Annotated in this window: 19 protein-coding genes; 12 read left to right on the top strand and 7 right to left on the bottom strand. The window is 47.5% G+C overall.

The window, feature by feature from the left end:
- Nucleotides 1-44 precede the first annotated feature (44 nt).
- A complete protein-coding gene (gene gldA, locus ACMXI2_RS25885) occupies nt 45-965 on the bottom strand; it encodes a gliding motility-associated ABC transporter ATP-binding subunit GldA (protein WP_483778829.1) in 921 nt (306 codons plus the stop codon).
- Nucleotides 966-1278: 313 nt separating this feature from the next.
- Between gldA and ACMXI2_RS25880 the strand changes: the two genes are divergently transcribed.
- Nucleotides 1279-2970: a M23 family metallopeptidase gene (locus tag ACMXI2_RS25880; RefSeq protein ID WP_483778828.1), complete on the top strand. Its 1692-nt coding sequence runs from the start codon at nt 1279-1281 to the stop codon at nt 2968-2970.
- A 30-nt stretch (nt 2971-3000) separates the two neighbouring features.
- Complete coding sequence (gene bcp, locus ACMXI2_RS25875) at nt 3001-3462, top strand: thioredoxin-dependent thiol peroxidase (protein ID WP_483778827.1); 462 nt, start codon at nt 3001-3003, stop codon at nt 3460-3462.
- A 218-nt stretch (nt 3463-3680) separates the two neighbouring features.
- Here the strand turns inward: bcp and ACMXI2_RS25870 are convergent, their stop codons facing one another.
- Nucleotides 3681-5231: an SUMF1/EgtB/PvdO family nonheme iron enzyme gene (locus ACMXI2_RS25870; RefSeq protein ID WP_483778826.1), complete on the bottom strand. Its 1551-nt coding sequence runs from the start codon at nt 5229-5231 to the stop codon at nt 3681-3683.
- Nucleotides 5232-5384: 153 nt separating this feature from the next.
- Between ACMXI2_RS25870 and porU the strand changes: the two genes are divergently transcribed.
- From porU to ACMXI2_RS25830, 8 genes are all read left to right on the top strand, one after another.
- Nucleotides 5385-8789: a type IX secretion system sortase PorU gene (gene porU / locus ACMXI2_RS25865; protein WP_483778825.1), complete on the top strand. Its 3405-nt coding sequence runs from the start codon at nt 5385-5387 to the stop codon at nt 8787-8789.
- 105 nt (nt 8790-8894) lie between these two features.
- A complete protein-coding gene (gene porV, locus ACMXI2_RS25860; RefSeq protein WP_483778824.1) occupies nt 8895-10067 on the top strand; it encodes a type IX secretion system outer membrane channel protein PorV in 1173 nt (390 codons plus the stop codon).
- A gap of 137 nt (nt 10068-10204) precedes the next feature.
- A complete protein-coding gene (gene ispF / locus ACMXI2_RS25855; RefSeq protein WP_483778823.1) occupies nt 10205-10693 on the top strand; it encodes a 2-C-methyl-D-erythritol 2,4-cyclodiphosphate synthase in 489 nt (162 codons plus the stop codon).
- A gap of 37 nt (nt 10694-10730) precedes the next feature.
- Entirely contained in the window at nt 10731-11174 is a 444-nt protein-coding gene (gene dut / locus ACMXI2_RS25850) for a dUTP diphosphatase (RefSeq protein WP_483778822.1), read from the top strand.
- Nucleotides 11175-11177: 3 nt separating this feature from the next.
- On the top strand, nt 11178-12914 hold the full coding sequence (locus ACMXI2_RS25845) for a tetratricopeptide repeat protein (RefSeq protein ID WP_483778821.1): 1737 nt from the start codon (nt 11178-11180) through the stop codon (nt 12912-12914).
- A 24-nt stretch (nt 12915-12938) separates the two neighbouring features.
- Nucleotides 12939-13775 (top strand): lipoprotein insertase outer membrane protein LolB1, encoded by an 837-nt coding sequence (lolB1, locus tag ACMXI2_RS25840; protein ID WP_483778820.1) that lies wholly within the window; start codon nt 12939-12941, stop codon nt 13773-13775.
- A gap of 90 nt (nt 13776-13865) precedes the next feature.
- Nucleotides 13866-15299 (top strand): murein hydrolase activator EnvC family protein, encoded by a 1434-nt coding sequence (locus ACMXI2_RS25835; protein ID WP_483778819.1) that lies wholly within the window; start codon nt 13866-13868, stop codon nt 15297-15299.
- A 113-nt stretch (nt 15300-15412) separates the two neighbouring features.
- Nucleotides 15413-16762, top strand: a complete 1350-nt coding sequence (locus tag ACMXI2_RS25830; protein WP_483778818.1) for a murein hydrolase activator EnvC family protein — start codon at nt 15413-15415, stop codon at nt 16760-16762.
- On the opposite strand, the gene bshA is transcribed toward ACMXI2_RS25830, so the two are convergent.
- Nucleotides 16759-17898, bottom strand: coding sequence for an N-acetyl-alpha-D-glucosaminyl L-malate synthase BshA (bshA, locus tag ACMXI2_RS25825; RefSeq protein ID WP_483778817.1), 1140 nt, complete (start codon nt 17896-17898; stop codon nt 16759-16761). The genes ACMXI2_RS25830 and bshA overlap by 4 nt on opposite strands.
- 179 nt (nt 17899-18077) lie before the next feature.
- Between bshA and ACMXI2_RS25820 the strand changes: the two genes are divergently transcribed.
- Together ACMXI2_RS25820 and ACMXI2_RS25815 are read left to right on the top strand one after the other, a co-directional pair.
- Entirely contained in the window at nt 18078-19451 is a 1374-nt protein-coding gene (locus ACMXI2_RS25820; RefSeq protein WP_483778816.1) for a M20/M25/M40 family metallo-hydrolase, read from the top strand.
- Between the two features lie 23 nt (nt 19452-19474).
- On the top strand, nt 19475-19864 hold the full coding sequence (locus ACMXI2_RS25815; protein WP_483778815.1) for a hypothetical protein: 390 nt from the start codon (nt 19475-19477) through the stop codon (nt 19862-19864).
- A 39-nt stretch (nt 19865-19903) separates the two neighbouring features.
- On the opposite strand, the gene ACMXI2_RS25810 is transcribed toward ACMXI2_RS25815, so the two are convergent.
- The 4 genes from ACMXI2_RS25810 to upp all read right to left on the bottom strand — a co-directional run bounded on the left by ACMXI2_RS25810 (nt 19904) and on the right by upp (nt 23398).
- Nucleotides 19904-20617 carry an SAM-dependent methyltransferase gene (locus ACMXI2_RS25810; RefSeq protein WP_483778814.1) on the bottom strand — a complete coding sequence of 238 codons (714 nt, stop codon included), beginning with the start codon at nt 20615-20617 and terminating at the stop codon, nt 19904-19906.
- Nucleotides 20617-21381: an EI24 domain-containing protein gene (locus ACMXI2_RS25805; RefSeq protein WP_483778812.1), complete on the bottom strand. Its 765-nt coding sequence runs from the start codon at nt 21379-21381 to the stop codon at nt 20617-20619. The genes ACMXI2_RS25810 and ACMXI2_RS25805 overlap by 1 nt, the downstream gene beginning before the upstream one ends.
- A 180-nt stretch (nt 21382-21561) precedes the next feature.
- A complete protein-coding gene (locus tag ACMXI2_RS25800) occupies nt 21562-22575 on the bottom strand; it encodes a PorP/SprF family type IX secretion system membrane protein (protein WP_483778810.1) in 1014 nt (337 codons plus the stop codon).
- 169 nt (nt 22576-22744) lie between these two features.
- Entirely contained in the window at nt 22745-23398 is a 654-nt protein-coding gene (gene upp / locus ACMXI2_RS25795) for a uracil phosphoribosyltransferase (RefSeq protein ID WP_483778808.1), read from the bottom strand.
- Between the last annotated feature and the right edge of the window lie 26 nt (nt 23399-23424).

Here is a 23424-nt window from a genome sequence, read left to right as displayed (position 1 = left end):
CAGCTGTTAGTCCCTCACCACTCTCGGGTTGCTAAAGGCCACAGTTAGTTGCCGGAAGCTTTTGTCAGTTCCCGGAATATTGTTTCCAGGCTTTGTGAATTGCTCTGCAAAGAAAGTATGTTCCTGTTATTAATCAAAGCAAATTGTAACAGGTTTTTTCGCACCTCATCTACCTGGCTGGTAAATAACTGCCAGCTATGGTCTTCCCGGGCTACCACACGGCTTATACCGGGAATTGCCATCAATTCGGTTTCGTTTACCGGCTCCGCAAAGGTAACCTGTAAATAACCATTCCCACTGTTGTTTTGCTGGATTAACGATAATTTATCGTCTGCAATGATTTTTCCTTTGTTGATGATGATCACCCGGTCGCACAGCGCCTCTACTTCCTGCATAATATGTGTGGAGAGGATCACCGTTTTATTGGCGCCCAGCTCTTTGATCAGCCGCCTGATATCGGCCAGCTGATTGGGATCCAGCCCGGTAGTGGGCTCGTCCAGGATCAGTACTTCAGGATCATGCAGCAGGGCCTGTGCCAGCCCCACCCGCTGTTTATAGCCGTTAGATAATGCGCCGATCTTTTTGTGCCGCTCCGGTTGCAGTCCTGTTAGCTCAATTACCGAGGTAATCCGCTGTGCGCCTGCTTTTCCCAGTTGATGGATGCCCGCCACAAATTCCAGGAACTCCCGGATATACATGTCATAGTACAGGGGATTGGATTCCGGCAGATATCCTACCCTTTTCCGTACTTCCAGCGATTGCGATACAATATCAAAACCACACACACTGGCCTTCCCGCTGGTTGGCGGCAGGAAACCGGTGATCATCTTCATGGTAGTGGATTTCCCTGCGCCATTTGGCCCCAGGAAACCAGTGATCTCTCCCTTTTTTAACTCAAAGGAAATAGCATCCACCGCCCGTTGTTCGCCGTATACTTTACTGAGTTCTGATACCTGGATAGACATGTATGCATGCACGTTTTGCGGCAACTAATGTACTTAAAAAAAGCGGATTTTGTCTTACCCAGGATTAGACTGATTATGCTGATTACTTTGATTTTGTTTTTTTAATTTTTTTGAGGAGATGAATAACGGATATGCCAACAGGGATGTTTAATACGTATTGGGGCATACGAAAATAAAATTACCGGTCACCGGCATGAACCTTATTCCCTTCTCTCAAAAAACTAAAAACAAAATCAAAGTAATCAGCATAATCAGTCTAATCCTGGGTAAGACAAAATCCGCATAAATCCGCTTTTCCCTACATTTGCATATTATGAAGAGAGTCATCGGTCTACTTTGTTTGCTTCCGCAACTATTACAGGCGCAATCCATCCCGGTAAAGGACTATCCGCAAGGCTATTTCAGGAACCCGCTGAATGTTCCGATTATACTGGCCGGTAACTTTGGGGAGCTGCGGCCCAACCACTTCCATTCAGGAATGGATATTAAAACGCAACAAAAAGAAAATCTGCCGGTACACGCTGCGGCAGATGGTTATGTAAGCCGCATCGGTGTATCGCATACCGGTTTTGGGAATGTACTTTACATTACTCACCCTAATGGCTATACGACGGTTTACGCCCATCTTAACGCCTTTTTTCCTGCCCTGCAGCAGTATGTGAAAAAGCAACAGTACCAGGCCGAAAGCTGGGCCAGCGATCTCACCATCCCCGCCGGCATGTTCCCTGTAAGAAAAGGCGACTTTGTAGCCTGGAGCGGTAACACAGGCGGATCTGCAGGGCCACACCTGCACTTTGAAATCAGGAATACCACAACAGAAAAACCACTGAACCCACTGCTCTTTGGTTTTGATATTGCAGATACCAAAGCGCCGGATGTATACCGCCTGGCGATATACGACCGTGAAAAAAGTATTTATGAACAAAAGCCGCTCGTAGTAGCATTGAAAAAAGTGGGCGGCGAATATGTAACCACCCAGCCGGTGGTTAAAATTAATGCTGCGCAGGCAGGCATCGGCGTGAGCGCTATCGACCGGATGAACACCGGTAATATCTACGGCATTTATGAAGTAACCCTGTTCCAGAATAATGAACCGGATATCGACTTCCAGCTGGATAACATCGGCTATGAGGAAACCCGTTACCTGAATGCACACATCGATTATAAAACAAAGAAAGGCGGCGGTCCGTACTACCAGCTGGTGTTTTCCCTGCCCGGCAATAAACTGGATATTTACCACGACCTGAAAGGCGATGGTACCATCCACCTGTCCGACGGTGCCGTGCATAATGTAAAGCTGCTGGTAAAGGATGCATACGGCAATACTTCCACGGTGAAACTGGCCCTGCAGCAATCAGGTGCGGATGATGCGCAGAAAGCATGCGCCAACACCATGTATCCCGATTCACGCAACATCTTTGAAAACAACCAGGTGGAATTTTACCTGGATGAAACAGCGCTGTACGACCAGGTGTGTTTCAATTACCTGGAAACGGCGTCTGTAAGCACCAAAGCATATTCCAACGTGTACCACCTGCACAACGCACTGGTACCTGTGCACGATTTCTTTGATGTACGTCTTCGCGCTACCCGGACTGTCCCGGAAAACCTGCAATCGAAAATAGTGATGGTGAGAGAAGCACTGGGCAGCAACAGCACTTCCGCCACCACGCTGGAAAACGGCTGGTACAAAGGCACTTTCCGCGACTTCGGCAACTTCCACCTGGAAGTGGATACCGTGGCGCCAAAGGTAACGCCACTGGGCGTGAAGCCGGGCGCTGTGCTTTCAAAAGCTGCTAAACTATCGTTTGCCATGAATGATGCCAGCGGCATCAAAAGCTACCGTGCAGAACTGGATGGTAAATGGTTGTTGTTTTCCCGGAGAGGTAACGTACTTACCTATACGTTTGATGAACATTGTCCGCCGGGAGCGCATATGCTGGTATTGAAAGTAACCGATGTGGCAGGAAATGAAGGTATCTACAGATTATCATTCAAACGTTAAGATATATTTCAAACAGCTAAAACCGTAAATATGGGAAACTTACAAGAAGGCGATAAAGCCCCCGTTTTCAAAGGAAAAGATCAGCATGGCAAAACCGTATCCCTGACTGATTTTAAAGGCAAACGGGTAGTGCTGTATTTTTATCCGAAAGATATGACCCCGGGATGTACGGCACAGGCATGTAACCTGCGGGATAACTATGATACCCTGCTGAAAAAGGGATACGCAGTAGTAGGTGTAAGCACCGACAGCGAGCAGAGTCACCAGAAATTTATTGAGAAATACGAACTGCCATTTACCTTACTGGCAGATGAAGATAAAAAGATTGTACACCAATACGGTGTGTATGGCGAAAAACAGATGATGGGTAAAACGTATGATGGTATTCATCGTACCACTTTCCTCATTGATGAAAGCGGTGTGATTGCACACATCATCAAAAAGCCCGACACAAAAAATCATACAGAAGAGATCCTGGAATTGTGGAAGTAGCGAGTGGGATCGCCTTCGGCGATGGAAATTGTCCTGGAGCAGGATTACACTGATTAACCGTGATTTTTATAAATGATTAAGGGAGATAAAGGCGAATATATCCGCTTTTATCTCCCTTAATCATTTATAAAAATCCTAAAAATTAAATCCTAAAAATCACGGTTAATCAGTGTAATCCTGCTCCAGGACAATTTCCATCGCCGAAGGCGATCTATCCGCTATCTCTTCTGGCGTTGTTTCTTAAACAGGTTACCTGTTTTGAACTTGTTACCTTCAGGGCTACCTACGCGGTCCATTGCGCAGCGGAAGCCAACGGTGTTAGTGGCCATATCTTCCTGCATGTAGCGGCGTGTACCTGGTGAAAGCCAGTAAGCACGGTCGTTCCAGCTACCACCTTTAATCACGTGTGATTTATCGTTGATCAGGGTAGTGATACCATAACCATATTCCACCTGTGAAAGGGAGTCGCCATCGAGGTAGTTGATCACATCACCTTTCTGGTAGTTAAGACGGTTAGCACTTTCTTCGTCTGTTACGTCACGCATTTTCAGGTGACCAAGACTATCTTTTTCGAACTCTTTATTTTCGTTCTGGTAAACTGTCTGGAATTTATTACCACGGAAGTAGTTGAAGTCTTCCCCATCGATCGGGTTCAGTGGTCTGTATACGTCCAGTACCCATTCTGCCACGTTACCGGACATGTTATAGATGCCGAATGTGTTAGGGTAGAAGGAGCGGATAGGACCAGGGATAGAAGCACGGTCGTTCAAGCCGCCGGCCACACCCATGTTATCACCGGAACCACGCTTGAAGTTGGCCAGGAACTGACCCTGCATGGTACCGCGGCGGATATCACGTAAGCCGCTGGTGTTGGTGCCCCAGGAGTAAACCTGTTTGTTCATGATCAGCTCTTCCCCGTGTTTGCCTTCTTTTTTGGAAGGGCCGGGGTTCTGACCTATATAACCCAGTGCGGCGTATTCCCATTCTGCTTCTGTCGGGAGACGGTAGTTTGGTAACATGATACCATCTTCAAAGGCAGCATTACGGGGAGTACCGTCAGAATTTTTGAACTGGTCTTTCGCACCCTTCGACATTTTACCGGGCGTACCTTCGTATAAGCCCGCTGTGTAAGACTTGGTGTCAAAGGTGTTGTCGTCTGACTGGTTGCCCACATCTGCTTTGGAGAGGAGACCCTTATCCATCAGCAGTTTTTCGTTCACACGGTTGGAACGCCATTTACAATAGTCGGTAGCCTGTTTCCAGGTAACACCTACTACGGGATAGTCGTTGTAAGCCGGGTGACGGAAATAGTATTCTACCAGTGGCTCGTTGTAGGCGAGTTCACTACGCCATACCAGGGTATCCGGCATTGCGTTGCGGTATACATCCGGGAATGATTCCCCGTATACGCGGTTCAGCCAGTAGAGATATTCGCGGTAATGTACGTTGGCTACTTCAGATTCATCGATATAGAAGGAGGAAACCGTAATACGGCGCGGAATATTATTCCAGTCGCCCATTACATCCTGCTCCGTCGCTCCCATAGCGAATGTACCACCCTGTACAAAAACAAGGCCCGGACCAGTTTGCTGGTTCACGTTTTTAGCTACGCTGAAACCGCCCATTTTCTGGTCGTTATAGTTCCAGCCCGTAGCGGAAGAAGCTTCCTTCTTCTTGCCGAAAAGTCCCCCGCCGTCCTTATGACAGGCACTCATGGATAGCATTACGCTGGTACCTACGAGCAATGATAAAGAGGTTAATCTACGCATGCGATACAGCTTTAGTCTAGTATATTTACAGTAAACGCAAATGTACTCTTTTTTATTTTATGGCGAAAAAAATTAATTTGTAATTTGCTGCCAATCGTTCCCGCTGATAAGGGTCTTTCTATATCAACCGGCCGAAAAACTGCGATTAAGGTAATGAAACTCAGTTATATTTTTATAGGTGTATTCCTGCTTTCTTTTTTAGGAAGAGGGGAAATATATGCCCAAAGCAGCCTTCGGCAGTATAAAAAAAATTCTGTGCTGGCAGCAGGCAGCTGGTATAAGATAGGTGTCAGCGCCCCCGGGATCTATAAAATAGATGCCGCCTTTCTCCAAAGCATGGGGGTCACGGGGCAGCCATCTGCCGGGTTGCGGCTTTTTGGAAGCGGGGGGCAGATGCTGGGGGAACCTAATGCAACTCCGCGGTACGACGATCTGCCGGAAGTAGCCCTGCAGGTGGACGACGGAGGCGACGGCGTGCTGGACGGCAGCGACTATGCCCTTTTTTATGCCCCGGGGCCACATCGCTGGCTGTATAACGGCAGCACCAAAACCTTTGCCCACCAGCGGCACCTGTATGCAGATACCGCCTGGTATTACATCACCACTACCGGAACAGGGCTCCGGGTAACCGCCGCAGGCGAAGAGCCGGCAGGAGCATCGCCGGAATATACCTTTGATTATCACGCCTTTTATGAAAGAGACAGTCTGAATTTCCTGAATAGCGGCAAACAATGGTGGGGACAAGAGTTCAGTAAAGTGGTTGGCCTGACACGCAGCTACTGGTTTAACCTGCCCGCCGTTGCAGAAGGAAAAGTGTGGGTAACTATGCGGGCGGCCGCACGGAGCAGCACCGGGAGTAACTTCAACGCCACCGTGAATAAAGCCCCGGCAATAACCAATATGTACCTGCTGCCGGTTACGGGTAATATTTTTGAGGGAGTGGCTACCGCCGCAGCCACCACTGGCGGGGCAGATGCCGGTCAGCCGGACCTGGAAATAGGGGTAGAATTCCTGCCGGGCAATATCAACGACAAGGGCTGGCTGGACTACCTGGAAGTGCAGGCGCGTTGTGCGCCGGTACTGCCCGCCGCCGGGGTGCTGGATTTCCGCAGTACCCGTTACGCCGGCAGCGGGCAACCCGGCCGTTTTGCGGTGCATAACGCTAACGCGCAAACATATATCTGGGACGTTACAGATCCGCTGAACCCGGTGGTGATGAAAACAACCCTGCAGGGCGATTCCCTGCTCTTTACCGGCAAAAACGACCGGCTGCATGAATACATCGCTTTCCGGACCGGCGCCGCAGGCCGGCCGGACTTCGCCGGAACGGCGTCTAACCAGGACCTGCATGGCAGCGGTCCGGCAGATATGCTCATTGTTACCACCCGTACACTCCTGCCACAGGCGGAGCGGCTGGCCGCCATGCACAGGACAGCGGATCAGCTGTCGGTGCAGGTAACCACCATCGACCAGGTGTACCAGGAGTTTGCATCCGGAACGCCTGATCCCACGGCCCTGAGGGACTATGTAAAAATGTTTTATGACCGGGGGCCCGCACCCCGCTACCTGTTGTTGTTTGGCGCCGCCTCTTATGATTACCGGCAACGGGTAAAAAATAATACCAACGACATCCCCTCCTGGCAAAGCGAGGCTTCCCTCGACGCCATCCGGTCGTACGTATCCGACGATTACTTTGGCATACTGAAAGATGAAGGAGATATCACCGGAACGGCTAAACCTGATCTGCTGGATATCGGTATTGGCCGCATTCCTGCACGCAATGAAGCAGAGGCCCGGCTGGCAGTGGATAAGATCCTGCGGTACCGGCAGCCCGCAGCCTTCGGTGCATGGCGTAACCAGGTAACGCTGCTGGCAGATGATGAAGATGATAACCTGCATTTTGAAGACGCAGAAAAAATGGGCGCCATTCTTTCCGGTGATGCGAAACTGCTGAATACAGATAAGATCTATGCAGACGCCTATCCGCAGGAAACGGGCAGCTCCGGCGCCATATACCCGGAAGTAAACAAAGCAATTGCCCAAAGAATTAATAAAGGAACACTGGTACTGAACTATACCGGTCATGGCAGCAACTCCCGCCTGGCGGCGGAAAATATTATGGATGCGGGCAGTATCAGCGACTGGTATAATGAAAATAAACTCCCGCTGTTTATTACTGCCACCTGCGATTTTGCACCATATGATGATCCGGGTATCACCTCACTGGGACATAAAATATTACTGCAGCACACCGGCGGCGCCATCGCGCTGATGACCACCACCCGCGCGGTTTTTTCGGCTTCCAACCAGCTGATGAACGCCAACTATATGAAGGTGGCGTTCACGCCACCGGCAGATGGGCGTATGCCTGCGCTGGGTACTGCTGCGATGCTGGCAAAGAACCTTACCTACAGTAGTTCCGGCGATGCGGTGAATAACCGGAAGTTCCAGCTGCTGGGAGATCCGGCGCTCACCCTCGCATTCCCGACTTACCGCGTGATCACAGATTCCATTAACGGCAGGGCTGCCACAGGACAACCCGACACCGTGAAAGGACTTGGCATGTATACCGTGAAAGGCCATATCGAAGATGCCCACGGCAACCGGGTAACGGCCTATAACGGTGTTTTGTATACAACCGTATATGATCAGCCGGCCCTGTTAAAAACCCGTGCTAACGACGCCGGCAGCCAGGTGGCGGGCTATAGATTGCAGCGCAATGTATTATTCCAGGGTACACAAACCGTGAATAGTGGCAGATTTTCCTTTACATTTGTGGCCCCCGTGGATATCAGGGAAGGTGATGGCAAAGGAAAAATCAGTTATTATACCAGTAATGAGCAGCTGGATGGTAATGGTTATTTTGATAATTTCACCACCGGGGGGCAGATATCCCCGCCGGTAGCTGATGTGAGCGGGCCATCGGTAAATGCCTGGCTCAACAGCCGCAGTTTCCGGAGCGGAGATATTACAGGCCCTGATCCTTTGCTGATAGTAGATCTGGCAGATAGCAGCGGCATTAATATTTCAGGGAATAACGAGCTTTACCAGCTGACAGCAATTCTGGATAGTACAGAATATATTGTGTTAAATGATTATTTTGGGGCATCTTTGGATAGCTATAAAAAGGGTAACGTCCTTTTCCCGTTAAAAGGATTGTCAACTGGAGAACACCGGATTACAATCAAAGCATGGGATTCCCGGAACAATGGGGCTACTACAACCATTTATTTCAAAGTAGCGGAGCAGGGAATACTGACTGTAGATGAAGTAAGGAACTTTCCGAATCCTTTTCATGATGTAACACGGTTTTCCTTTTTGCATAACCGGCAGGGAGAAGAACTGGAACTTACATTGCAGGTGTTTACGTTGGGCGGAAGACTGGTAAAAACTATGCGTAGCACAATAATTTCCACAGCCGGCCGTTTTGAGGGCATGCCCTGGGATGGTCGTAATGATTCGGGAGCAAAACTGTCCTCAGGATTGTACGTGTACAGGATAACAATCAAGACTTCCGCAGGTACGAAGATAAAGGGCGGTAAGCTGGTGTTATTATAGCCTATGCGAGGAAAATAATTTTTGCCATTATCCCAAATAAACCCCTTTCTGTGTTATATTAATAAATAAGATTATTTTTACATCCTTATCAAATACAAAATCTGCATGATCCGAAAGGTAACAATGGGCCTCGTGTTCATTTACGGTACTTTCATAAGTTTACAAACCTCAGCTCAAATTCCTAATCCCGGGCAAACGGATGGTCGTACCAACACCATCAATACCGCGGTTCCTTTTCTGAGAATTACACCGGATGCACGCAGTGGAGCTATGGGCGACGTGGGAGTAGCCATATCCCCCGATGCATCTTCCATCTATAACAATCTCTCCAAACTTCCCTTTGCGGAAAAAAATGGCGGTTTGGCAGTTACTTATACCCCCTGGTTAAAAGAACTGGTAAACGACGTTTTCCTGGCTACGGTGTCTGGTTATACCAAGCTGGATGAGCAACAGGCCATTTCCGGTTCCTTAAGATATTTTTCTCTCGGAACAATCAATTTCACAGATATAACCGGTACGCCTACCGGCGATTTCCGCCCGCGCGAATTTGCACTGGATGCAGGTTATGCCCGTAAGCTGTCAGATCATTTTGGTATTGGCTTAACCGCCCGTTATATTTATTCCAACCTGGCAGGCGGACAAAGCAATGGTAGCGTAAGCATAAAGCCGGGCAAAGCCTTTGCTGCCGATTTATCGGGATTTTATACCAAAGATTTTGAGAAAGATGATGGCCTGGTAAACAGGCTGAACATTGGTATGGCTATCACTAATATCGGTACCAAGATTTCTTACACCAGTTCCGCCGCCAATAAAGACTTCCTTCCCACCAACCTGGGTATCGGTACCGCCTATACGGTATCACTGGATGAAGCCAATCAGCTGACCTTTGCGCTGGATATCAATAAATTATTGGTACCTACCCCGGATTCTGCAGGATTGTATAAAGAGAAAGGTACACTGGAGGGAATATTCAGTTCCTTTGGCGACGCTCCCATCAAGGAAGAAATGCAGGAGCTGATGTATTCTGTTGGTATGGAATACTGGTACAACCAGCAATTTGCAGTGAGAGCCGGTTATTTCAACGAAAACAAGAACAAGGGAAACCGTAAATATTTTACGGCGGGTATCGGTGTTAAGTACGATATCTTCGGGCTTAATTTCTCTTACCTGGTTCCTTCGGGATCAGGGATACAGCGCAACCCGCTTTCCAATACATTGCGCTTTACCCTTACTTTTGACCTCGGGCCGAGAGATGAGGAAAGTCGTACAGGATGGTAACACATATTTAGTCGTTTAATTATATAAATGACTGAAGCTTTAAATAATTATCTCGTTTAATCCCTCCGCAAAACGGGGGGATTTTTATATTATTGGCTTACCTTGCGGATTGGCAAAATGATTAAATTATTACAAATATGAGTAGGATACGTATAGGATTGGGAGTAGATTTCCACCAGCTGACAGAAGGACGTGAATTCTGGCTTGGCGGCATACTGGTACCACATCATAAAGGAGCGCTGGGGCACAGCGACGCCGATGTATTGTTACATGCCATTTGTGATGCGATGCTGGGGGCGCTTTCCCTGGGAGATATCGGGGTACATTTTCCGGATACCGATAACACTTACAAGAATATCGACAGTAAAATATTATTAGCCCGGTGCGCGCAGCTGATCGGGGAAAAAGGGTACCAGGTGGTAAATGTAGACAGTACCCTTTGCCTGGAGGCGCCCAAAATAAAAGCATACGTGCCCGAAATGCAGGCCGTGATTGCCAAAATCCTGCATGTGAGTACAGAAGATGTGTCCGTAAAGGCAACCACTACAGAAAAATTGGGTTTTGTAGGCCGCGAGGAAGGGGTTACTGCGCACGCGGTGGTATTGCTGGAGCATATCACCCAGTAATTCACCATTCATAATTATTTTAAAATATCTTTGTTCAATGGCGGATATCATTGTGAAAATAATCAATAAGTCGGGTAATGAATTACCAGCTTATGCAACGGCAGATGCGGCAGGAATGGACCTCCGCGCACATTTGGAAACAGCAGTTACCCTGCAATCGCTGGAAAGGATGCTGATCCCTACTGGTTTATTCATGGAACTGCCGGCTGGCTATGAGGCGCAAATCCGCCCCCGTAGCGGATTGGCTATTAAACAGGGACTTACGCTCCTGAATACGCCTGGCACGATAGATGCAGATTATCGTGGAGAGATTAAGATTATCATGATCAACTTATCCAACGAACCGCAAACCATACAACCTGGCGACCGTATTGCTCAGATGATCATCGCTCCTTTTATTCAGGCGGTCATAGAACCGGTAGCCGTGCTGACAGAAACCGTTAGAGGTGTAGGAGGATTTGGACATACCGGTAAATCCTGATAAATGCGGATATACTTCACCGTTATAGGGCTGGCTGGTATTTTATTAATGGGAGCCTGTAGTGGTGCCAAATCATCAGCATCACGTAAAGACACAACCATTAATAACGCCACTGTGCTGTCACAGCGGGCGGATAGCCTCTTTTTTGCCGCCCAGCGTTCCAAAATGCTGGGAGACTATCGTACGGCTATCACCCAGTATGCCGACTATCTGCGGCTGAATAAAAATAATCCCACCGTTAATTACGAATTAGCCCGTCTTTTTATAGAAGTACAAAACGCCGGTAATGCGCTCATCTTTGCCCGTCGTGCTGCAGCACTGGATCCGCAGAACCACTGGTTCCAGGTAACCCTCGCAGATGCTTACGCGGTGAACGAAAAATTTGACAGCGCTGCCTATGTTTTTGAAGGCCTTACCAGCCGATATCCTGATAACGAAGATTATCTTTATAACAAAGGAATTTTACTGGCAAAAGCCAATAAACCTGCCTCTGCACTTGCCGCATTTGACCAGCTGGAAAAAAAGGTGGGCGTAGTGGAAGAACTCATTTACCAGAAACAGAAACTGCTCCTGAAAATGAGCATGGTGGATGAGGCAGCAGCCGAAATAAAAAAACTGATTAACCAGGAGCCGGAGGAAATCAGGTATTATTATCTGCTGGCAGAAATATATGATGCCAACGACCGTGTGCCGGAAGCCATAGAAATATATCATACCATTCTCGCCAAAGATCCTGATAACCCAAGAGCCCTGATAGCACTGGCTTCTTTCGCAAAGAAAAATAACGACACAGTTACTTATTGGGCCAATCTTACCAAAGCATTTGCCAATCCGGGTTACAGCATCGATGAAAAAGTAGCGTATGTATATCCATACCTGCAGATGATGAACATGGATACTACCAAGCTGGAAGAAGGATTGCAACTCACTTCCCTCATCATTAAAGCGCATCCGTCGGATGCAAAAGCATATGCCCTCCGTGGTGATATGTTTTCACAGGCCGACATGCTGGACAGTGCTGAAGCTAGCTATAAAAAGGCCCTGAGCCTGGATGACAGCCGTTTCTCGGTATGGTATCAGCTGATGTGGATCTATTCCCGTAAAGATGATCCTACTGCGTTACTGGCACTCAGTAACAATGTAACCGGCAAGTTCCCGAAAGAATTTATGGGCTACTACTTTAAAGGAGTGGCCAGTTTCCTTTTGCAACAGTATCCTGCTGCGATCAGCTCGTTGAACACTGCATTGGAAATAGGTAATGGAGAGAAGAAATTCCTGGGAGATATTTATTCCCTGCTGGGAGATTCATACCATGCTACCGGGCAGCACCGCCAGTCGGACAGCAGCTACGAGCGCGCTTTACTGCTCCGTCCGAAAGATGCGCTGATCATGAACAATTACAGCTATTATCTTTCGTTAAGAGGGGAGAACCTCGAAAGGGCAGCGGAAATGTCAAAACAATCGCTGGAACTGGAACCGGAAAGTCCAACCTACATGGACACCTACGCCTGGATCCTTTTCCGCCAGGAAAAATTTGCAGAAGCAAAAGAGTGGATCGAGAAAGCATTGCAATACCCGGAAGCACAAAAAAACCCGAACGTACTGGAGCACTACGGTGATATCCTGTTTAATCTGAAAGAAGTTACAAAAGCGGTGGAATACTGGCAGATGGCTAAAGATAAGGGAGCATCTTCTGTAGACCTGGCCCGTAAGATCGCTGAAAAAAGATATATTCAATAAGCATTTGCTATAAGTCATCGCTCAATGAAGAGAAAAATAGAAGTCACACTTTTAATTATAACGATCGGTTTGGGAATGATGGCCTGCCGCCATCCTAAAAAGCTGGCCCGTACAACTTTCCCGGCCGCCGATACCAACAGAGTAACCTTGGCAAGAGATAGTTCAACAAACGAAGAACTGACACACTTCACCGGCGAAATGCTCAACGGTATTCATGCCAATCATATTGAGTTTAATACTTTTTCTGCCAAAATGAAGCTGGCTTTTGAAACAGACAGGAAGAGCCATAATAACCTGAATGCTACTTTCCGTATTAAGAAAGACAGCATCATATGGATATCCGTGTCAGCGCCGATTGTAGACGAAGTGATAAGGGCCGTGATCACACCGGATAGTCTTAAAATGTATAACCGCCTGGATAAACAGTTATTTCTCCGGAGGATGTCGGACGCGGAGGAGTTGCTGAATATCCCGTTTGATTTTAATACTCTCCAGGACATGCTGATCGGTAACCCGGTATATCTTACGGATTCTGTATACCAGGTAGTGAAAACGCCGGCTATTATTTCTTTCAGCTGCGATCATGCAAAGTTTATCAGTCTCTTTAATGTGTTTGCGGATGACTACGGATTGCAGCAAAGCAAAGTGATGGATAAAGACAGTACCGGCGCTGCGAAACGTTCCTGTGAGCTGACCTATGGAGACTACACAAAAGTGGCTGGCCGCAAATTCCCTACTACACGTCGTATTTACATAGAAGAAAAGAATGTGACGAAAGTTGCACTTGACTTTACACGCTATGATTTTGATGTGCCGCTCACCTTTCCATTCAGCATGCCCGCCAGCTATAAACGTATGTAAAATGTTAATTGAGTAAATGTCGTATTCATTAAACTAATAAACGTTGTATATTTATTTAATTTGCAGTTACTAAATTTAGTCATGTTGTATTTGAAGAAGATTATCCCGTTTATGTTGGTGCTATGGTTAATACCAGCCATGTTGGTTGCTCAGAATACTGGGCAGCAGCAACAGTCGCGGGAAGAACTGGAGCGACGAAAGAAGGAGCTGCAAAGAGAAATAGATGAGGCAAACGAACAACTGAAGGAAACCAAGAAATCTACCAAAGAAAGTCTTGGTCAACTCCGTGCATTGCGCGATAAGATTACACTGCGCAGCCGTTTGATCAACAACATCAACGAGGAGATCAACTTTATCAACGGGGATATCAATACCGCTGCACGGGATGTTAAAACCCTGCAGAAAGACCTCGATACCCTGAAGGCCCAGTATGCACAGCTGGTGATCTATGCTTATAAAAACCGTTCTTCTTATGATATGCTGAACTTCGTATTTTCTGCAGAGAATTTTAACGATGCAGTAAAGCGTTTTCAGTATTTAAAGCAGTACCGTGAGTACCGTCGCCGGCAGGCAGATAACATTGTATCTACACAGGAGCAGCTGAATCAGAAGATCCAGAACCTGGAGTCGCAGCGGGTAAGGCGTTCTGATGCGCTTAAAACAGAGCAGGAACAACGCAGTACATTGGAAGTAGATAAGAAAGAAAAAGATGAAGTGCTGAATAAGCTGAAGGGGCGTGAGAAAGAACTGGTAACGGATATTAACCAGCGTAAGAAAGATGCCCAGAAAGTACAGCTGGCAATCAGAGCGGTAATCCGCAGGGAAATAGAAGAAGCCCGTCGTAAAGCAATAGAAGAAGAAACGGCCCGCCGTAAAGCAGCGGAAGAAAAACGCCGCCGTGAAGAAGAGGCCCGTAAAGCCGCTGCACTGGCTGCCGCAGAACGAGCAAAAGCTGCTGCCGCCAATAATAACAATAACAACGTTGCCAATAATACACCAGCGCCACCGCCGCCTCCTGTGAAAGCACCGGAGCCAGCACCGGAACCTGAAAAAACAGTAACCCGTACAGAAAACGTGCTGGAAGCAACACCGGAAGCACTGGCATTGTCAGAGAGCTTTGAAGCCAACAGGGGTAAATTGCCCTGGCCGGTGGATGCCGGTAATATCATTGAGCATTTTGGTATACACCAGCATGCGGTAATGGAACATATACAGGTACCATCCGATGGTATTGTAATTGCCACCAATAAAGGCGGCGCTGTGAAATCCATTTTTGACGGGGAAGTAAAATCGGTAGTGGTAATGCCTGGCTCGGGATATGTAATTATTATCCGTCACGGACAATACTTTACTACGTATGTACGTTTGCAAACTACCCGCGTGAAGAAAGGCGATAATGTGAAAACCGGGCAGGTAATTGGTACTGCCAGCACCAACGATATTGAAAACACCGGTGAAGTGGAGCTGCAGATATGGAAAGGCATTACCAAGCAGAACCCTGAACAGTGGATCCGGAGAAGATAATTTAAACATAGCTGAAACTATACGAGATAAAGCTGAAAGCATTTTAAGGATGCTTTCAGCTTTGCGCTTACTAACCAAATGCATTTTTTTTGAGAAAGTTGATCCCTCTTTTGATGGCTCTGTGGCTACTGCCTGCGCTGTTGTATGCTCAGCGGGGTAGTAAGCAATCGCGCGCGGCACTGGAAAACCGTAAACAGGAGCTGTTGAAAGAAATAGAAGAAGCGAACAAATCACTGCTGCAAACCAGGAAATCCACCCGGCAAAATGTTGCCCTGCAGCGGGAACTACTCCGGAAAATTTCCACCCGCAATGCGCAGATCGTTAACATTAACAAGGAAATCAGTTTTATAGAAGGAAATATCAGCCATACTAACAGCAACGTACAAACGCTGGAGAAAGAAGTTGACTCTCTCAGGGCAAGGTATGCGCAGCTGGTAGTATACGCTTATAAAACCCGTGATTCATATGAGGTGCTGAACTTCTTTTTTTCTGCCACCAGTTTTAATGACGCCATCCGCCGGTATCAATACCTGCAGCAATACCGTGAAAACAGGCGCAAGGAAGCAGAAAGCCTGCTATCTACCAAAGCATTGCTGGGAGAGAAGCTGGCGGTGTTGGAACAACAACGGGCGCAGAAAACAGGGGCATTAAAAACAGAACAACGGCAGCGGGTAGATCTGCTGGAGGATAAAAAGGAAGCAGATAAAACCATTGCCCAGCTGAAGGACCAGGAGCAGGAATTACAGCAGCGTATCAATAAAAGTAAAGCCGAAGCCCGGCAGGTAGACCGGGCTATCCAGGACGCCATCCGGCGGGAAATAGCTGCGGCGCAGAAGAAAGCTGCAGCACAGGCGCTGGCCCGTAAAAAGGCTGCTGATGCCCGGCGGCGCGAACAGGCAGCTGCCCGCAGAAGAGCCGCTATTGCTGCGGCAAAAAAAGCAGGTAAGAAACCGCCGGCAAAAGTGGAAAAAGAAGAAACAGCAGAAGACGATACACCGGAAGCTAAAACCTCCAGCGAAGATGCACTGGTAGCTACTCCGGAGGCGCTCTCCCTATCGCGCGATTTTGAGGCCAACCGTGGCCGCCTGCCCTGGCCGGTAGATGCAGGCCGTGTTACAGGTCATTTCGGCGCTGGCAGGGTTGGCAAAATTGAAGTGGATCATAACGGTACTATCATTGCTACTGCAAGAGGCGCCGCAGTGAAGGCCATTTTCGACGGGGAGGTAATTATGGTATTTATGGTACCGGGCGCAGGGTATATGGTAACCCTGCGCCACGGAAAATATTTTACCAATTATGTGAGATTACTGGATGTTCGTGTCAGCAAAGGGGCTTCTGTAAAACGTGGGCAAACACTTGGTGTGGCCGCACCAGGTGCAGGTAGCAATACCGGGGAAATAGAATTACAGATATACCGCAATATGGTGAAACAGAATCCGGAAAAATGGATACGTGCCCGTTAAAGCAACTGCACTTGTTTTTGCAGTACTTCCTCGTATAAAGCTTCGTATTGTGGAATGATATTATCGATATGGAAGCGTTGCGCCTGTTCCCATGCTCCCTGTCGTACCTGCTCCAGTAATTTTTCGTCTTTCAGGAGTTTGATCGCATGGGCAGCCATTCCGTCTACATCCCCTACATTGCTCATATAACCGGTTTGTCCGGGGATATTGATTTCCGGTAAACCGCCTGCATTGGAGGAGATCACAGGCACCCGTGCAGCCATTGCTTCCAGCGCCGCCAATCCAAAACTTTCATATTCCGATGGCAGCAGGAACAGATCACTGATAGACATTACATCTTCCAGTTGCTCCTGTTTACCTACAAATCTTACATCATCACAAATACCTAATTCCCGGCAAAGACATTCAATAGCCGGCCTGTCCGGGCCATCGCCTACCAACAGCAGTTTGGCCGGCACTGCTTTGCGTACCTGGGCAAAGATCTTTACCACATCCGGTACCCGCTTTACCTTACGGAAGTTAGATACGTGCAGGAGGATCTTTTCACCATTTGGAGCAATGGCCTGTCTGAAATGAGGCAGTTCCCGGCGGCTGAAGCGCTGGGTATCCACAAAATTGTAGATCACCGTGATATCCTTTTCTATCGGGAACGATTTATAGGTTTCATCCCGCAGGTTTTCGGAAACAGCGGTAATAGCGTCAGACTCGTTGATGGAGAAGGTAACCACCGGTTCGTAGGTTTTATCCTTACCTACCAGGGTAATATCTGTACCGTGAAGTGTAGTGATAAAAGGCACTGTTCTGCCATGCTTTTTCACGATCTGTTTGGCCATATAGGCGGTAGATGCATGTGGAATGGCGTAGTGAACGTGCAGCAGGTCCAGTTTCTGATTAATGATAACATCTACCATAGTACTGCTGAGGGCAGATTCATAAGGTGGAAAATCAAAAAGCGGATATGTAGGAACCTGAACCTCGTGATAATATATATTAGCGTGAAATGCATTAAGCCTTACCGGCTGTTGATATGTAATAAAGTGGACCATATGGCCTTTGTCGGCCAGGGCTTTCCCCAGCTCTGTGGCCAGCACCCCACTACCACCGTAAGTGGGGTAACATACTATTCCTATGCGCATGAGTTAATTTTTTGCATCCCGCAAAGGTACTAAAAAGCAGAACGATATCGCATAATGCCTGAGGGAGAAGGATGAGCGGTAGCCCGGGGGCCGCCGGACAAAAGAGTTGGCTACTTGATACCTTTATGCTTTTCTCCTTCAGCTTTTTTAGTAGTTTTAACCATAAATTAACCTGCTGCATGAGAAATTATATAATGCCAATTTTGTTAGCCTGTACCCTGCCGGCCCTGGCGGTGGCACAGGAGAAGGATTCTGTGACCTTGAGAAAACTAGCTGATGAAGTATTAATCCACAGCACTGCCTACGAAAACCTGCGGATCCTCACGAAGCAGATAGGCGGCCGTTTGGCCGGGTCCCCACAAATGGTGAAAGCCGAAGAATGGGGCGTTAAGGCGCTTAAAGCCGCTGGTGCGGATACCGTTTATCTCCAGGAGTGTATGGTGCCGCATTGGATAAGGGGCGCCAAGGAAGAAGCCCGTATTATCTCCAAACGCCGCGACTTTATACCGCCACTGGAAGTACTGGCCCTGGGCAACTCGGTGGGCAGCGGACCGGATGGCGTAACCGCACCGGTACTGGAAGTGGCTTCGTTCGATGACCTCGAAGCAAAAAAGGACCAGGTAAAGGGAAAGATCGTTTTCTATAACTATCATTTCAATCCTACGTTTATAAAAACGTTTTACTCCTATGGCGATGCCGTAAAGTATCGTGGCCAGGGCGCCAGCCGGGCCGCCAAATACGGCGCCGTGGCAGTTATTGTAAGATCTATGACGCATGGCGCCAATAACTTCCCGCATACCGGGGCTATGCAGTACGACAGCGCCTATCCTAAAATTCCGGCGGTGGCCATCGGGCTGGAAGATGCCGACCGTTTGAGCCAGCGCTTAAAAGATGATAACAGCGCCAGCGTATTTCTGCGTACCAATTGCGAAATGAAGAAAGACACCATCGGGCATAACGTGATCGGGGAACTGAGAGGCAGCAAATACCCGGATCAGTACATCACTGTTGGCGGGCATCTCGATTCTTGGGACGTGGCGGAGGGTGCGCATGATGATGGTACCGGTTGTGTACAGTCCATCGAAGTATTGCGTGCCTTTAAAGCACTGGGCATGAAGCCCGAGCATACCCTGCGCGTAGTATTGTTTGCCAATGAAGAAAATGGTACCCGTGGCGGCAAGAAATACGCGGAAGTAGCTAAAACCCGCCAGGAGAAGCACGTTTTTGCCCTGGAAAGCGATGCCGGCGGCTTTACGCCACGCGGCTTCATTACCACTATGGATGCTGCCCACAAGGCAAAAATGAACAGCTGGAAGCCACTTTTTGAGCCTTATGGCATTTACGATTTTGATGAACCAGGCGGCGGTGTGGATGTAGGCCAGTTAAATGAGGCAATAGGTACCCCGATGGCTGAACTTTCTCCTGATTCGCAGCGTTATTTTGATATTCATCATGCGGCGAACGACGTGTTTGAAGCAGTGAATAAAAGAGAACTGGAATTGGGTGCGTTTGGTATGGCAGGTTTCATTTATCTTGTAGATCAGAATTTCTGATCATCCATCACTAAAAACTAACTATGGGTCGGTTTGTCTTTATCATTGTATCTGTTATTATACTGGTACTGGGAGGTATTTTCTTCTATAAATACTATTTTGTTTTCGGACAGGGCGTTAAAGCCGGGGAGCTGAATTATTTTGTGCAGAAGGGATACATCTTTAAAACCTATGAAGGCAAAGTGATCCAGTCGGGCTACCGGGGCAAGGTAGCCGGTACTATCCAGTCGAACGAATTTGAATTTTCCGTGAGCAGCGAACAGATTGCACAGCAGCTGATGACGGCCAGCGGAAAGATGGTGGAGTTGCACTACAAAGAATACCTGGGCGCCATTCCCTGGAGGGGATACAGCGCATTTATTGTAGACAGCATTATTTCCATTAAGGATCCGGTGAAGTCGGAACTGCCTTAAAATATAAAGGGGAATTACGATGCCGTAATTCCCCTTCTTTTATTCGTTGCCTGCGTACAGCAGGAAGATAGCCGGTCGTTTATGAAGATCGGGTAATTGTTTCTTCCACTCCTTTACCGTTTTTGTTTTAATATACTCTGCAGGAGCGGTGATATCTGCCGCAATACAAATTTGCGTATAGTCTTTACAGTTATCCAGTATATCTTTCAGCAGCTGGTTGTTGCGGTAAGGTGTTTCAATAAACAATTGTGTTTGCTTTTTCTTTTCGGACTCCTGTTCCAGTTCCCGGATCATCTTTGTTCTTTCAGGTGGTTTGATGGGGAGGTATCCCACAAACTGGAAGTTCTGTCCGTTCATACCGGAGGCCATGAGGGCCAGCAGCATGGAGTTGGGGCCAATCATCGGGATCACCCTGGCATCAATACGCTGTGCCAGTTTTACGATGAGGTGGCCGGGGTCGGCGATAGCAGGGCATCCGGCTTCGCTGAGGATGCCGATATCTTTTCCTTCGAGTAATAATTTTTTTGCAAGAACCAGGTCGGGCGCCTGGTTTTCATTCATCAGCAGGAGCTGCAGGTTATCTATTACGATGTTTCTGTCCAGCGACTTCAGATACCTGCGGGCTGTTCTTTCATTCTCTACATAAAAAACAGATAATTGCTGCACGATAGCGGTTACATAAGCGGGAATGCTGAATAGGGCGTCGGCGCTCAAAACAGTAGGAACCAGGTACACTTTGCCGGTGGTATTCATTATTTCAGTCTTTTTGTTTGTAAGTCAATAGTAGCTGCAATGACTGCATAGGAGGGGGCCAGCATCCAGCCCAGTACGGGGATCAGCATGAACAGGTAAAACACCATGCCGTTACCGATGGCCATGCCACGGTGCTGGCGGATAAAGTCGATGCTCTGCGACATATTTAAACGATGTCTTTCACAGCTATAGTCCATCATGGAGAAGCCATAAAAATAAGATTCGATAAAGAATCCCAGCATCGGGGTAAGCCAGCCGATCACCGGTATAAAAGAGATCAGTAAGAGGATGAGGATGGCGGCGGTTTGATAAACAATATTCCGGCACGACATTTTGATCCCGCGCAGGATATCCTGGCCCAGCTGCGACCAGCTGAACGGGAAGTCTTTATGATCCAGGATGGCTTCTGTCTTCTCAGATAAATAAGAAAACACGGGAGAAGCGACTATCAGGAACAGGTATTTAAAATAGGAAAAGTACCAGAATACAAATACAATCCGGATAGAAAATGCGACGAGGATAAAGAGGAAGCTTACCCAGCTGCTTTCCAGTTCCTGTACCCATTCTGTGATATGCATCAGCCGGGTGAGGTATTCCACAAAGTCGCCGGAGTAGCCCCATACAAAGTAAAATCCTGCAAAAAATAACAGGCAATAGATCACTCCAGGAATCAGGATCCATTTCCATAATTTATGCTGTAGTATGAATTGATGGGCTTTTCCGTATGACTGGATGGCCGACAGTACTTCTCTGAATGAAAACAACGCCTGAATATTTTATTGTAACTGAATGTGTGTTTTTCCTGGTTTTATGAAAGCGTAACGAAACTAACGCAAAATTAACAATGATTATCATGATTTTAAATGATTATCCTGATTTAGGAGATCATAAGATGTTATGAACTCCTGAATCAGGATAATTATTATATCACAAAAACCATTGTCCTAGAAACGTGGACAGAGCGTTTTATATTTATTGTTTTCGTTCCGGGTGTGGATATAAATGAGTGAAATTTCCAGTCCACCGCGGTAGTTGGAGGCTGGTTTCAGGCTGGATACGTTGGTGTCGTAGGTAAGACCAATCTGGAAGCCTTTGATTTCAAGGCCCACATAGGGGATAACGGCATCTTTGAGGCGATACCAGCTACCCAGGTAAAAAGTGGTGGGATTATCGTCCATGTCGTTGAGCATGAAGCCATAGGCGCCACCAAAGGTGAATTCAGAAGCGGTGCTTTGTTTCATGTAGAGGATACTGGCATGAAACCTGTCTTGTCCGTTTACCGGAACAGAACCTCCTCCGTGTAAGGTCCAGCGGTAGCTGAGCCTGTTCTGGGTAAGGTTCATGAATGATTCGGTAGGTTGGGTAATATGATAATAGGAGGCGCCCATGTAAATATTGGATGCTTCGCCGATTAAGCCGTTGTATAAAATACCGATGTTGGGATCGAAGTAGGATATTTTAGGATTTACCAGTGTTTCATTGCTGGGAATCATTGGGTTATACCCGTTGTTATCGATCTGGTTCTCAAACTGCAGTTTGGTATTGTCTATTCTTTTCTGCACCAGCGTACCCTGTAAGCCAATGGCCAGGGTGTGATTGCCTTCGGGATCCAGTCCTTTGTGATAGGCTGTACTGAAGGAAAGGTAGCTGGATGTGAGCGCACCACCGCCGCTTCTGTCGTACATCGCCATAAGCCCCACGCCCCAGATATCGGTATAAGAAATTACGTTTTTCAAAATGCCAAAATCAATGGCGGCGGTACCTGTTACGAAGGGGGTAGAAATACTCCTCCATTGCGACCGGTAGTTACCGGATAAACGATAATCTCCTGAAAATAAACCTGTAAACGCTGGGTTAAGGGTTAGCGGCGACGCAAAAAACTGCGAGAAGTGCGGGTCCTGCGCCCGCAAAGGATTTAAATAAAGTAATATGGCCAGGAATAGTAAAGCTCTTTTCATATCATTAAGCTTATAGCATAGGGTTTATGCAATACGGGTGAAGGTACATTAATTAAATCATATCTCAAATTAAATTCATGTATAAACGGTCCGGTTTAGCAAAAAACAAATAGCAGCTTTGTTCTTTTTAAAGATACAAAACTGCTATCCGTAAAACGATTATTCTAAGTTATTGTTGTAATTTATTTCCGAAAGCCAGGTCGCCGGCATCTCCAAGCCCCGGTACTATATAGCCTTTAGCGGTTAGTTCGTCATCAATATCACCGGCCCAGATGGTCAGACTCGCTTTGGTATTGCGTAATACATATTCGATTCCTACGGTACAGGCAATGGCCACCACGAGGTGTATATGACTGGGTTTGCCTATTTCTTCCAGGTGTTCTATCGTTTTCACCAATGAAGAGCCGGTAGCCAGCATCGGGTCGGAAAGGATCAGCACCTGCCCATCGATAGAAGGAGTGCTTACATATTCCAGGCTGATATCAAAAGAACCGTCGTGATTATGCTTGCGGTAGGCAGAAACAAAGGCATGATCTGCTTTATCGAAGTAGTGCAGCAATCCCTGATGTAGTGCCAGCCCTGCGCGTAAAATAGTGGCCAGGACCGGTTGTGATTTCAGCACCCGGCAGGTAGCAATACCCATAGGGGTAGTCACTTCCTTTTCTTCGTAACTCAGTGTTTTACTGATCTCATATGCCGCTACTTCGCCCAGCCGTTCCATATTACGCCGGAAGCGCATACGGTCCTGCTGAATATCTATATTCCTGATCTCGCTTAACCATTCTCCCACCAATGAATTGGTTTCACTTAAATTGATAATCATGAGCTATCGCTTTGAGGCCGCAAATT

The sequence above is a fragment of the Chitinophaga sp. G7 BAM 1005 genome (genome assembly GCF_057126945.1).
Note: the sequence above shows the minus strand (reverse complement) of the source record. Positions and strands in the feature narration are given on the sequence as shown.